Below are 12383 nucleotides of genomic sequence, written 5' to 3' on the forward strand. Positions count from 1 at the left end.
AGCCGGCTCCAGTCGGCCTCCAAGCGCAGCGGCTCGCCCGTCAGCGGGTGCGCCAGCTCCAGCGCATGGGCATGCAGCCACAGCCGCTGCAGGCCCAGGCGCTCGGCCCACCAGCGGTTCAGCGGCCCCTTTCCGTGCGTGGCGTCGCCAATGATGGGATGGGCCACATGCTTGAGATGGCGGCGTATCTGGTGGCGCCGGCCCGTGGCAGGCAGCGCCTGGACCAGCGAGATCCGCGTGGCCGCATGGCGCGGATCAAAGGCCTCGGGCCATTCGAGCCGGGCCAGGCAGCGCAGCGCAGTCCGTGCGGGCTGGGCTGGCGCGTCCTCGGGCGCATCGTCGGGTCGGAGGGCATGGTCCACCTCCACCGCATCGGGCAGCCAGCCGCGCACCAGCGCCAGGTATTGCTTGCGCACTTGCTGCCCGGCAAACGCCTGGCCCAGCCGCTGCGCGGCCTGGGCATGCAGGGCCATCACCAGCACGCCGCAGGTGCCCTTGTCCAGCCGGTGCGCAGGGTGCACATGGCAGCCCAGCTGGTCGCGCAAGGTCTGCAGCACGAAGCGCGTCTCGTGCGCGTCCAGTCCCGTGCGGTGCACCAGCCAGCCTGCGGGCTTGTAGACCGCCACCAGGTGCTCGTCGCGCCAGAGGATGTGCAGCGGTGCGTCGCCGCACTCCGAGGGCAGCGGCTGGGCGATGGGGGATGAGGGCTGGGACATGAGGGCGTGAGTGTAGGCGCTGCTGTCCACCACGGCCCACGACCCTCTCCCAATACCCCTGCCCAACATCGCCGCTCAGTACCCCCGCGCAGGGCAACGCAGTGCTGCCCGGCAGTGCACGACTGGCTGCTCCTTGGCGATGCAAGATCGCGCCTGGTTCTGCGCTGGCGCATGGACCTCATTTTCGAGCCGCAGTTTTTGAACCTCATCGCAAAGGCACCGCACCGCATGGACCATCGCAGCACCGCTCCCATCCGCATCGCCATCGTCGGCCACGGCAACCTGGGCCGTGGCGTGGAGGTGGCCATTGCCCGCAACCCCGACATGGTGCTGGCCGGCATCTACACCCGCCGCGATCCGGCGCAGCTGCGTCCGCTGCAGCCCGGCACGCCCGTGCACGGCATGGACAGCCTGCTGGCCCATCGCGCAGGCATCGACGTGCTGGTGCTGTGCGGCGGCTCCAAGGACGACCTGCCGCAGCAGTCCCCCGCGCTGGCCGCGCATTTCAGCCTGGTGGACAGCTTTGACACGCATGCGCGCATTCCCGGGCATTTCGAGCTGGTCGACGCGGCGGCCCGCGCGGCGGGCACCACGGCGCTGATCTCGGCCGGCTGGGACCCGGGCATGTTCTCCCTGCAGCGCCTCATGGGCGAGGCCCTGCTGCCAGATGGCGCCACATACACCTTCTGGGGCAAGGGCCTGAGCCAGGGGCACTCCGACGCCATCCGCCGCATTCCCGGCGTGGCCGGCGGCGTGCAGTACACCATTCCCGTGGACGAGGCCGTGCAGCGCGTGCGCAGCGGCGTGCGGCCCGAACTGTCTGCGCGCGAGCGGCACCGGCGCGAGTGCTTTGTGGTGCTGGAGCATGGGGCCGATGCCGACGGCGTGCGCCAGGCCATCACCGGCATGCCGCATTACTTCGACGAGTACGACACCACGGTGCACTTCATCAGCGCGCAGGAGCTGGCCCGTGACCATGCGGCCATGCCGCATGGCGGCTTCGTCATCCGCAGCGGCAGCAGCTCCGATGGGCTGCGCCATTCCATCGAATACCGGCTGCAGCTGGACAGCAACCCGGAGTTCACGGCCAGCGTGCTCGTGGCCTATGCGCGCGCCGTGCACCGGCTGCAGCAATCGGGGCAGACGGGCTGCAGGACCGTCTTTGACGTCGCGCCCGGCCTGCTGTCGCCCAAAACTGCGCAGCAGCTGCGGGCCGAGCTGCTTTAGCCCTGGCCCACGCGGGCCGCGTCTTCCAGCCGGTCCACGTCGCGCAGCGGCTTGAACAGGGTCATCCAGCTGCCGACCACGCCCAGCGTGCACAGGCTGCCCACCACGGCAGCGGGCACCGCGCCCAGCCAGGCGGCGCTGGTGCCGGCACGGAACTCGCCCAGTTCGTTGGACGAGCCGATGAACAGCATGTTCACCGCGTTCACGCGCCCGCGCATGGAGTCGGGCGTGGAAAACTGCACCAGGGCCGAGCGGATGTATACGCTCACCATGTCGGCCGCACCCGCCAGCATCAGCGCCGCCATGGACAGCCAGAACCAGTGCGACAGCGCAAACACCAGATTGGCCACGCCGAAGATGGCCACGGCGGCGAACATCACGCGGCCCACATGGCGCTGTATGGGGCGGGCCGACAGCCACAGCCCCATGGCCACCTCGCCCACGGTCATGGACGAGCGCAGCAGGCCCAGGCCTTCGGGCCCGACCTTGAGCACCTCGTGCGCGTACACGGGCAGCAGGGCCACCACGCCGCCCAGCAGCACGGCGAACAGGTCCAGCGAAATCGTGCCCAGGATGATGGGGCGCGTGCGGATGAAGTGGATGCCTTCGCCAAAGCGCAGCCACAGCGAGCCGCCGGCCGGCGCCATGGCTTCGGCATAGCGCACGGGCACCGTGCCCAGCAGCAGCACGGCCAGCACCAGGGACACGCCGCAGACCGCATAGGTCAGCACGGCGCCGCCCCAGGCGTAGAGCAGGCCGCCCAGCACGGGCGCCGCGATGGCGGCCGTGCGCATCAGCATGCTGTTGGTGGCCAGCGCCTGGGCCAACTGCTCGCGCGGCACGATCTGCGGCAGCAGGCTTTGCAGGGCCGGCCCCGTGAAGGCGCGGCTGCAGCCGAACAGCACCAGCACGGCGTAGATCCAGTGCACATCGTGCGCGGCCGCGCCCTCGTGCCAGGACAGCCACAGCAGCAGCAGGGAGCACAGCGCCGCCACGGTCCAGCTGCCCGACAGCAGGCGCTTGCGGCTCATGCGGTCGCTGAGGTCGCCGGCCGGAATCAGCAGCGCCAGCATGGGCAGGAACTGGGCCAGTCCCACATAGGCCAGGGACATGGGGTCGCGCGTCAGGTCATACACCTGCCAGGCCACGACCACCGCTTGCATCTGCTGGGCGAACATGGACAGCATGCGCGCCATGACGAAGGGAACGAAGGCGCTGCTGCGCAGGCCGGCAGCGGGGCTGTCGGCCGATGAGGGGGGAAGCGGGGAGGAGGGCAAGATCGGATATCCGTGGAGGAGCACGCGCAGTATCTGCGAAATGCCGGCGCCTTGCTGGCCGTTGTGCCCGCTCCACGCTGCCGACGAAGGCATGCGGTCTGCTCCCACAAACACCCGCGGCGCGGCGCGAGAATATGCCATCACGGGTCAGGCCAGAACCCCGCATCAGAGGAGCAACACACCATGTCCATGTTGTCCATGCAATACGCCGGCACCTTGATCGGGCGCGAAGCGGTCATCGACTTCCCCGACAGCAAGGCTGATGTGCGGTACACGCCGCAAGGCCAGATGGTCTGGCATGTGGTCGATTCCCTGGGCCATGTGTCCGACGGCTGCGAACGGCTCAGCTACCTGCAGGTCAGCGACAGCCTGCACTTCCTCAACTGGATCGAGAAAACCGGTTTCACCGTCAGCCAGGTCATAGACACGGCGCAGGGAACGGTGCAGGCCTTCTGGTCCTTTGCCGATCCGGCCAGCGAGGGCGGCCACCGGTCCTCCATGTTCGTCGAAGGCCGTTTCCGCTTTCGCTGAGAACCCTGCCGGTGCTGCGTGAAACATTGCGGCGGCGGCGCAACATGCCTGTTTTTTGAGCGCCACCGGCAAAGCCAAGGCTGGCGCCGCAAACACGGGTTGTCCCGAAGCTTGTCCACAGGCAGGCCCACAGTCGCTGGGCATAACCGTCACGCCATCGTCATTTTCTTCATCCAACGGAAAAATTTCGTGGGATGTGTGCGTGTACTTTCGTCATGATTCAGGTTTTTCGTGGAATTCTGTTCCTGGATCCATCACCGGTGTGCAGCCGCCCGCCGCAGATCAAGGCCCGTGCCCCCGTGAAACATTGCGCGCCTGAGAAACAGGTCCGCAATGCCGCCGCTATGCTGGCCGCATGACCTGGCTGCTTATCGCATTGCATCTGCTGCTCATCGCGGGTTTCGGCCTGCGCATCCTTTTGCGTGACGATGTGCGCCCCGACGTTCGCATGGGCTGGCTCACCGTCATCGTGCTGCTGCCCTACGTCAGTTGCGCGCTGTACTACCTGTTTGGCGAAGTCACGCTGCGCCGCCGCGGCCGGGCCCGGTACCGCAAGGTGCAGGACTTCGCCGCAGGCGCTGCCATGGACCACGGCGCCGCCGTGCCGATAGCGGGCATCGCCCCGCAGTGGCAGGCTGCCTTCGGCTATGCGGCCTCCATCAACCGCTTTGCCGCGCAGCCGGGCCACACCGCGCAGCTCATGGCCGATGGCGCCGAGGCCCGCGCCCGCATGCTGGCCGACATGGACGCCGCCCAGCATGAAATCAACGTGCTGTACTACATCTGGCTGGCTGATCACACGGGCACGGCCGTGGCCCAGGCGCTGGTGCGCGCGGCACGGCGTGGCGTGGTCTGCCGCGCCATGGTGGACGGCCTGGGCTCGCGCGCGCTGCTGCGCACCGACCTCTGGCAGCAGATGGCCCAGGCGGGCGTGCAACTGGCCGTGGCCCTGCCCACCAGCCATCCGATCCGCGTGATGTTCACCAGCCGCCTGGACCTGCGCAACCACCGCAAGATCACCGTGATCGACCAGCGCATCACCTACTGCGGCAGCCAGAACTGCGCGGATGAAGCCTTTGCCGTCAAGGCCCGCTATGCGCCCTGGGTCGATGTCATGCTGCGCATGCAGGGTCCTGTGGTGGCGCAGATGCAGCAGGTGTTCGCCAGCGACTGGGCGCAGGCACGCAGCGTCGCCCAGGTTCCTCCCATGCCGTTGGCTGTCCGGTCCACAAACGGTCTGCCCGACCGGCCTGCAGGCGGCTTTGCCGCCGTCGTCATTGCCGAAGGCCCGGCCGAGCGGCCCCGCTCCACCTCGCAGCTCGTGTCCACGCTGCTGGCCAGCGCACGGCGCGAGGTCGTGATCTCCACCCCTTACTTCATTCCCGACGCCACGGTGCTCGAGGCCCTGTGCGCCGCCGCCTGGCGCGGCGTGCAGGTCAGTCTCATCCTGCCCGCGCGCAACGATTCGTGGATCGTGGGCGCGGCCAGCCGCAGCACCTACCGCTACCTGCTGCGGGCCGGCGTCATCCTTCATGAATTCCGCCCCGGCCTGCTGCATGCCAAGACCCTGTGCGTGGACGGGCAGGTGGCCCTCGTGGGCTCCACCAACCTGGACCTGCGCAGCTTCGACCTGAATTTCGAGAACAACGTGCTGCTGCAGGACGAGGCCGTGACCCGCGCCATCCGCCAGCGCCAGGGCGAGTACATCCGCCAGTCCGACCGCATCACGGCCGCCCAGGTCCACGCCTGGCACTGGGGCCGCCGCATCTGGAACAACCTACTGGCGATGCTGAGCCCGGTGCTGTGAGCCGAAGGCATCACCGCCGCCGCGCCGGCCCGGGTGCCTTGGCGAAGCCCAGCTTCTCCATGGCCTCATGGGTCTCCAGCACCATGGCCGACACCTCGGCCACGGTCACCCGCAGGCCGGTGGCGCGCTCGCGCATGTGCACATAGGCCTGCTCCTCCGTCATCTGCTGGTGGTCCACGAGCACGCGAATGGCCTTCTCGATCTGGCGGCGCGACTTGATGGTGGATTCGAGCTTGTCGATCTTGCCCTGCAGCCGCTGCTGGAACCCCTGGGCCGACCTGGCCAGCACCAGCGTGCTGAGAATGCCCGAGGAGCGGAATGGCTTGGTGATCACACCATGGGCCTGGGTGTCCAGCAGCAGCTTCAGGGTGGTGGGGCTTTCGTAGTCCGACAGGGCGACCAGCGCCGCGTCCACGGTGCCGGCATTCCAACCCGAACTGGCCTCCAGGTCCTGGGTTACCTGGAAAAAGATGACATCGGCGCCCGAAGGCGGCTCGGGCGGCAGCGGCCAGACGATGCGCAGCCGGCACCCGATGCGCTGCAGCTGCTCCACGATGATGTCGCGGTCCTCCCCGGGAGGATGGACGACGGCGACGCAGATGCTGCGCAGGTCTTCGTACAGGCGTCGCAGGCTGGAACTCATGGTCTCACCTCAGCCAGAACTCGGAAAACCCGAAGGTGGAAAAGTAGGGATCGGGCCTGACCGGCTCCCTGGCTTCCCAGACGATATCGAACTGCCCGTCGCTGCGGCAGATGCCTATGCGGGGCGTCAGGCTGCAGTGGTTATTCTCCGGGTCCACCGTGATCGGTCCTTCGGGGGCCTCGAACCGGACCCGGTGCGCCGCCTCGACCAGCTTGCGCCGATCCAGGCTGCCCGAGCGCTGCAGCGCCTGGGCGAACAGATGGATCTGGGCGTAGGCCAGCTCGGACCACATGCTGGTGGGGCGATCTCCGAAGCGCGAGCGCCACAGCGCGATGAAGCGCCGGTTGCTCTCGCTGGCCACCGAGCCGAAGTAGGTGGCTGCCGTGATATGTCCCTCGCACAGCAACGGGCCTATCTGGCGTATCTCCTCCTCCACCATGGACAGGCTCGCAATGGGCGTGCGCTGGGGATCGAGCCCGAAGTCGCGGTACAGCTGGTAGAGCAGCCGCGCAGACTGGCCGACCATGGTGGAGAACACCGCGTCAGGCTGCGCGGCCTGTATGTCGGCCAGGACTTCCTCCACTTCGGCGCGGCTGGCCTCCAGCGGCAGATAGACCTCGTCGAGCACCTCGCCGCCGTGCTGCTCCACCAGGTCGCGCATGATGCGGTTGGACTCGCGGGGATAGATGTAGTCGGCGCCCACGAAAAACAGCTTGCGGCCCCGGTTCTGCAGCAGGTAGGCCGCCAGTGGCACATTGTTCTGGTTGGGCACCGCCCCCGTGTAGATCACGTTGGGCGAGTACTCGAAGCCCTCATAGAACGAGCAATACCACAGCAGTGCGTTGTTGCGCTCTATCACCGGCAGCACCGCCTTGCGGCTGGAAGAGCGCGAGCAGCCGAAGATCACGTTGACCTCATCTTCCAGCAGCAGCCGCGTGGCGAGCTGGCGGTACTCCGTCGCATCGCCCCTGGGGTCGTAGGCCACGGGGATCAGCGGCCGGCCCAGAACGCCGCCGAGCTGGTTGATTTCCTCGATGGCCAGGGCAGTGCCGAGGAAGTGCTCGGACTCCGTCACCCCCGTGGGGCCGGAGCGCGAGAACAGCACGCCGATGCGCCAGCCATCGTCCATCTGGATTTCGTGGGTCATGGAGCGGCTTTCACTGGTTGGAGATTCCTGGTCGCGGGAATACGCGTCCAGTGCCTGCGGTCCTGCCGGACGGGCAGCAAGACACGAAGTTTCGGCGGATGCGGGTACGAATGCGAGTACGGGGACGGGGGCGGGGGCGGGGGCGTAGGGCATGGGGCATGGGGTTTGCTCTGTGCTGGCAAGGGTCAGACCCGCAGATGTCCGAACACCGCCTCGACCGCACCCGCCGCACGGGCCGGCCCCTCGTCGATCAGCTCGCCCTGCTTGAGGATCGCGTACCGGTCCGCCACCTGCACCGCAAACTGCACGTTCTGCTCCACGATCAGCATCGCCGTGCCATGGCGCTGGCGCTCCTGGGCCAGGGCCTGGGCCAGCCGCTCGATCACCGAGGGCTGCAGTCCCTCCGTGATTTCGTCGAGCACGATCACCGAGGGGCGCATCATCAGCGCCCTGGCCAGCAGCAGCATCTTCTGCTCTCCGCCCGACAGCGTGCCCGCAGGCTGCTGCAGCCGGCTGCCGAACAGCGGAAACAGGGGCTCCACGGCGGCCAGGCGCTCCGGGAACAAGGCCTGCTGCGCCAGTCCCAGCCGAAGGTTGTCGCGGATGCTGAGATCGGCAAACAGCGCATGCTCCTGTGCCGCGTAGGCTATGCCGCGCCGGGCGATGCGGTGCGGTGCCATGCGCGTGATGTCCTCGCCATGCAGGCGCACGGCCCCCGTCTTCTTGGGCAGAAAACCCATGATGGTCTTGAGCAGCGTGCTCTTGCCCATGCCGTTCTTGCCCAGCAGAGCTACGGCTTCGCCCTGGCCTATGGCCAACGACAGATTGCGCAGGACGACCGAGCCCCGGTAGCCGCTGGTGACACCGTCCAGTGCCAGCACGGTGCCATTCATGCCGCCTCCTTGTGCCCGTGGGCACTGCCCGAATAAATCGTCCTGACCAGGGGCGAGTCCACCACCTCGCGGAAACTGCCCTGCATGGCGATGCTTCCCTGGTGCAGTACCACGACGCGCGTGGCGATCTGCTCCACGAAGTCCAGGTCATGCTCGACCAGCAGGCAGCACAGCTGGTAGCGCCTGGCCAGCGATGCAAGGACTTCGCCGATCTGCGTGCGCTCGGTTTGGGTCAGCCCGGCCGTGGGCTCGTCCAGCAGCACCACGCGCGGCTCCAGCGCCAGCACCATGGCCAGTTCAAGCGCCTGCTGCTCGCCGTGGGACAGGTCGCGCGCCACGTGGCCGAGCTTGTGTTCCAGCGCCGTCATGCGCACCACATGCAGGGCATAGGGCGGCAGGCGCAGCGTGCCATCGCGGCGCACCAGCGAAGGCCGCTCCAGCCGCGTTCCTGCAATGCGCAGGCACTCGGCCACGGTCAGCGATTCGAAGATATTGGCGTTCTGGAACTTGCGCCCCAGCCCGAAGCGCACGCAAGCCTCGGGAGGCTGGCGCCCAATGTCGTGGCCGCACAGCCGTACCGTCCCCGCGCTGCGCTCGGCGCCATCGCTCATGCAGCGCATCAGCGTCGTCTTGCCCGCGCCGTTCGGCCCGATCAGCCCCACCAGTTCCCCGGCATGGGCCTCCAGGTCGATGCCCTGCAGCACCTTCAGTGCACCGTAGTGCCTGGCCACGCCCTGCATGTGGATGGCCGCTTCCTGCAGCATGTCCTCCCTGTCCGGCATGCCGTCCATCTCCCGCGGGGCGCGCTCCTGCAAAAGAGGCGGGTCCGCAGCGTCCTGGCCGGTCCTGAAGGGCTTGAGCAGCAGGGGCATCAGGCCTTGCGGAAGCAGCACGATCACGACGACGAAGGCCGCCCCCAGGATGAGTTGCCAGGCAAACGGCATGCTGCTGCCCAGATAGGCGGTGGCCACATTGATCAGCACCGCGCCAGCCAGAGGGCCCCACAGCGTGCCCCTGCCGCCCAGCGCCACCCAGATGATGAACTCGGTACCCAGCGCAAAGCCCGCCAACTCGGGCGCCACCACGCCGCTGAAGGAGCCGTACCCGAATCCGGCCAGGCCCGCGACGGCCGCCATGGCCACCAGCAGGAGGATCTTGACGATCGATGTATCGATGCCCAGGTAGGTGCAGCGCACTTCGTTGTCGCGAATGGCCGACAGCACCCGCCCGGCGTCGCTGCGCACCAGCATCCAGCCCAGGCCGCCTGCCAGCGCCAGCGCGCCCATTGCGATGCCGTACCAGGCCTGCATGGACAGATCGAAGCTCTCGTAGCCCGTCAGGCCCGAACTGGACCCCGTCCACTCGCCGCCGGACAGCAGCAACTGCGTCAGCACGATGGGCAGCACCAGCGAGATCACCGTGGCAAAGAACGGGGAGGCTCCCCGGTAGAAGGACAGCCAGCCCACCAGGGCCGCCACGATGGCGCAGGCAGCCACCGCCAGCCCCATGGCCAGCAGGGCCGAGGCCGGACCCGGCCCCATGTATGTGAAGACCAGGCCGGCCGCATAGGCGCCCATGCCGAAGAACGCCGACTGCCCGAAGGTCAGATAGCCCGTATGGCCCCAGAGAATGTCCACGGTCACGGCCACGATGGCGAAGAAAAAGGCCTTGACGAGAATGTTCTGCAGATAGCTGTCGAAAATCCACGGCCCTGCCGCGAACGCCAGCACGGCCAGTGTGGCCAGGACTGCCGTGGGGCGCAGCCAGGGCGCTGATGCGGTGCGGGCGGGCAGCGCGGCGCTGCCAGGTATGCGTGCTTCAGCCATGGGAGAACCCCCGGGGGCGGATGCGCAGCGTGACGGCGGCAAGAACGGCGATGGTCAGGCCGCCAAGGACCGGGCTGGCATAGGTGCTGACCAGCACCTGGGCCGTGCCGAACACCGCACAGGTCAGCAGCAGGCCGCCCATGGAGTGGCCGGACACCATGACCAGCATGAAGGCACTGACCAGCCAGGGCAGGCCCATGTTCGGGTCCACGCTGGACAGCGGCGTGATCATGGCGCCGGCCAGGGTGCCCAGGCCGGCGCCGAGGCTGAACGTGATGAAGCGCACCCGTCCCGAATGGATGCCCAGGCTGCTGGCGAGGTCCTCATTCATGATCACGGCGCGCGTCCTGACTCCGAAGTCCGTGGCATTGAGCAGGCCCGCCAGCAGCAGGCACATGAGCAGCGCGACGGGCACCAGCAGGAGCCGGTAGGCCGAGTAGTCCACCCCCAGGAGCTGCCATGTTCTGGACAGCGGGGCGCTGACGAACTGCACCTCGCGGCCGAACGCCATCATGATCAACTGGCCGATGACGATGCCCAGGCCCCAGGTGGCCAAAATGGCATCGAGCGGCCGCCGGTACAGCGGCCTGACGATCAGCCGCTCCACCAGCATGCCCGCCGCCACGCCCGTGACGAAGGCCAGCGGCCAGCCCAGCCAGGGATTGATCTGCAGCCGGGTCACCACGTAGCTGGCATAGCCGCCCAGCGTGAGCAGGGCGCCATGCGCGAAGTTGACGATCTTCATCACCCCGAAAATCATCATCAGCCCGACCGTGACGATGAACAGCATGCTCGCCGTGGTCAGCAAATCCAGTAGCAGCACCATGGTGCCTCCTTGCAGGGTTGCGGTGGAAGGGGGGCGCCCGTCACTTGAGGTTCGGGCACTGCATGCCGGGGTCCACCTTCTCGAATGTCTCCAGCACCTTGACCGTCCCGTCGGCGTGGACCTGGCCCAGGCGCATGGCCAGCGGCGTGTGCCGGCTGCGGTTCATCTGGATGACGCCGCGCGGGCCGTTGAAGGACACCTCCGCCAGCGCCCTGATCACCAGTGCCGCGTCCGTGGAGCCGGCCTTCTCCACCGCCGCCTTGTACAGATGGAAGGCTTCGTACTGCGGTTCGGAAAGTTCGTTCGGCGTCTTCATTTCCGCGCCGAACTTCTTTTGCATGGCCTGCATGAAGCGTTTGTTCTCCGGCGTGTCTATGCCGGTCAGGTACGAGGCCGACAGGAGCATCCCCTGCGCATCGGTGCCCATGGTCCTGGCCGTTCCCTCGTCGACGGCCAGGTTGCCGTAGGGCAGCGACAGGCCGGCCGCCTTGAGTTGCTTGGCGAGGGACACATTGGGAGCACCGCCCGCCGTGGCGCTGATCAGGGCGTCGGCCTTTGCCGAGCGCAGCTTGGACAGCACCGAAGTCCAGTCGCTGCCATCGATGGGCAGGTATTCCTCGCCCACGACCTTACCGCCCTGCTGCTCTATGTACTTGCGCGTGAATGCCAGCATGCCGCGGCCGAACGCATAGTCATTGCCCACCAGAAAGAAGTTCTTGGCATTGCGGTTCTTGGCGAGGAAATCCACCATGGGCGCCACCTGCTGCTCGGGCACCCAGCCGTTGACGTACATCCAGGGATTGCACGAACGGCCTTCGTAGAACGACGTGTAGATATAGGGGGGCTTGCCCCGGTTGATCACGGGCAGCGCCGCGTTGCGCGCGGCGCTGGTTTCCATGGCGATCACCGCGCTGACCTTCTTCTGGAACACCAGGGTGTCGAAGGCCTTTTGCGCGCCCACGGCGCCCGAGGCGTCGTCGGCAATCTCCAGTTCGACCTTGCGCCCCAGGATGCCGCCGGCCACATTGATCTCCTCCACCGCCAGTTGCGAAGCCTGCACCACGGCCGGGGCCACGACGCTGTTGGCGCCTGAAAGTCCGACCGCCACGCCGATGCGCAGGGGCTCGGCGGCGTGTACCTGCCATGCCAGCAAGGGCGCGATAGCCAGGGCCGCAGTGCGGCGTGCAATGGATGTGAGCGTTTTCATGCAAATGGCTCCAAAAAAAGAGGGGGATGGATGGAAAGGACTCAGGGCTGCGGGCGCGGCCATCCCGTGCCCAGCATGGCGTCGTAGAGGTCGGTCCTGCGGTCGCCCAGCACATGGTTGAAGGCGCTCAACCGGCGCTTGCGGCGCGCGTCCTCCAGGTCGATCGATGCGTGCAGGATCTCCTCGGCATGCACCGAGGCGGGGCCGGCCAGCGGCCAGCCTTCGGCGCCCACGATCAGGCTCTGGCCTATGAAGGGCTGGCCGCGCTCCGTGCCGGTGCGGC

At 67.6% G+C, this 12383-nt stretch carries 11 protein-coding genes and 1 pseudogene; 3 read left to right on the forward strand and 9 right to left on the reverse strand.

Annotated features, from left to right (window positions below; translation table 11 throughout):
• Window positions 1-716, reverse strand: a 716-nt coding sequence (locus tag L995_RS04985) for a pseudouridine synthase (protein ID WP_197065105.1), incomplete at its 3' end; no start/stop codon positions are given.
• Between the two features lie 228 nt (window positions 717-944).
• On the opposite strand from L995_RS04985, the gene L995_RS04990 reads away from it, so the two are divergent.
• On the forward strand, window positions 945-1943 hold the full coding sequence (locus L995_RS04990) for a diaminopimelate dehydrogenase (protein ID WP_047469775.1): 999 nt from the start codon (window positions 945-947) through the stop codon (window positions 1941-1943).
• On the opposite strand, the gene L995_RS04995 is transcribed toward L995_RS04990, so the two are convergent.
• Window positions 1940-3313 (reverse strand): MFS transporter, encoded by a 1374-nt coding sequence (locus L995_RS04995; protein ID WP_047469750.1) that lies wholly within the window; start codon window positions 3311-3313, stop codon window positions 1940-1942. The genes L995_RS04990 and L995_RS04995 overlap by 4 nt on opposite strands.
• A gap of 90 nt (window positions 3314-3403) precedes the next feature.
• Here L995_RS04995 and L995_RS05000 point away from each other — a divergent pair, with 90 nt between their 5' ends.
• Together L995_RS05000 and cls are read left to right on the forward strand one after the other, a co-directional pair.
• Window positions 3404-3751 carry a MoaF-related domain-containing protein gene (locus tag L995_RS05000; RefSeq protein WP_012204400.1) on the forward strand — a complete coding sequence of 116 codons (348 nt, stop codon included), beginning with the start codon at window positions 3404-3406 and terminating at the stop codon, window positions 3749-3751.
• A gap of 355 nt (window positions 3752-4106) precedes the next feature.
• Window positions 4107-5558, forward strand: coding sequence for a cardiolipin synthase (gene cls / locus L995_RS05005; RefSeq protein ID WP_047469755.1), 1452 nt, complete (start codon window positions 4107-4109; stop codon window positions 5556-5558).
• A 10-nt stretch (window positions 5559-5568) separates the two neighbouring features.
• On the opposite strand, the gene L995_RS05010 is transcribed toward cls, so the two are convergent.
• The 7 genes and pseudogenes from L995_RS05010 to L995_RS33685 all read right to left on the reverse strand — a co-directional run.
• Window positions 5569-6201 carry an ANTAR domain-containing response regulator gene (locus L995_RS05010; protein ID WP_175403295.1) on the reverse strand — a complete coding sequence of 211 codons (633 nt, stop codon included), beginning with the start codon at window positions 6199-6201 and terminating at the stop codon, window positions 5569-5571.
• A gap of 4 nt (window positions 6202-6205) precedes the next feature.
• Window positions 6206-7348, reverse strand: a complete 1143-nt coding sequence (locus L995_RS05015; RefSeq protein ID WP_047469758.1) for a transporter substrate-binding domain-containing protein — start codon at window positions 7346-7348, stop codon at window positions 6206-6208.
• A gap of 185 nt (window positions 7349-7533) precedes the next feature.
• Window positions 7534-8241, reverse strand: a complete 708-nt coding sequence (locus L995_RS05020; RefSeq protein ID WP_047469761.1) for a branched-chain amino acid ABC transporter ATP-binding protein — start codon at window positions 8239-8241, stop codon at window positions 7534-7536.
• Complete coding sequence (locus L995_RS05025; protein ID WP_047469764.1) at window positions 8238-10067, reverse strand: branched-chain amino acid ABC transporter ATP-binding protein/permease; 1830 nt, start codon at window positions 10065-10067, stop codon at window positions 8238-8240. The genes L995_RS05020 and L995_RS05025 overlap by 4 nt, the downstream gene beginning before the upstream one ends.
• Window positions 10060-10893: a branched-chain amino acid ABC transporter permease gene (locus L995_RS05030; RefSeq protein WP_047469766.1), complete on the reverse strand. Its 834-nt coding sequence runs from the start codon at window positions 10891-10893 to the stop codon at window positions 10060-10062. Before L995_RS05030 ends, L995_RS05025 begins: the two co-directional genes overlap by 8 nt.
• A gap of 40 nt (window positions 10894-10933) precedes the next feature.
• The gene (locus L995_RS05035) at window positions 10934-12100 is read right to left on the reverse strand and encodes a substrate-binding protein (RefSeq protein ID WP_047469769.1); all 1167 of its coding nucleotides are present in this window, start codon (window positions 12098-12100) and stop codon (window positions 10934-10936) included.
• Window positions 12101-12141: 41 nt separating this feature from the next.
• Window positions 12142-12383: pseudogene (locus L995_RS33685) on the reverse strand (hydratase); the annotation flags it as partial.

Origin of the sequence: Delftia sp. ZNC0008 (assembly GCF_000799035.1) — a bacterium.
In the GTDB taxonomy this organism is placed as follows: Bacteria; Pseudomonadota; Gammaproteobacteria; order Burkholderiales; family Burkholderiaceae_C; genus Comamonas; species Comamonas tsuruhatensis.

Coding starts and splice junctions, on each gene's coding strand:
- L995_RS04990 (WP_047469775.1), top strand. CDS start 945: ATGGACCATCGCAGCACCGCTCCCATCCGCATCGCCATCGTCGGCCAC.
- L995_RS04995 (WP_047469750.1), bottom strand. CDS start 3,313: ATGCCTTCGTCGGCAGCGTGGAGCGGGCACAACGGCCAGCAAGGCGCC.
- L995_RS05000 (WP_012204400.1), top strand. CDS start 3,404: ATGTCCATGTTGTCCATGCAATACGCCGGCACCTTGATCGGGCGCGAA.
- cls (WP_047469755.1), top strand. CDS start 4,107: ATGACCTGGCTGCTTATCGCATTGCATCTGCTGCTCATCGCGGGTTTC.
- L995_RS05010 (WP_175403295.1), bottom strand. CDS start 6,201: ATGAGTTCCAGCCTGCGACGCCTGTACGAAGACCTGCGCAGCATCTGC.
- L995_RS05015 (WP_047469758.1), bottom strand. CDS start 7,348: ATGACCCACGAAATCCAGATGGACGATGGCTGGCGCATCGGCGTGCTG.
- L995_RS05020 (WP_047469761.1), bottom strand. CDS start 8,241: ATGAATGGCACCGTGCTGGCACTGGACGGTGTCACCAGCGGCTACCGG.
- L995_RS05025 (WP_047469764.1), bottom strand. CDS start 10,067: ATGGCTGAAGCACGCATACCTGGCAGCGCCGCGCTGCCCGCCCGCACC.
- L995_RS05030 (WP_047469766.1), bottom strand. CDS start 10,893: ATGGTGCTGCTACTGGATTTGCTGACCACGGCGAGCATGCTGTTCATC.
- L995_RS05035 (WP_047469769.1), bottom strand. CDS start 12,100: ATGAAAACGCTCACATCCATTGCACGCCGCACTGCGGCCCTGGCTATC.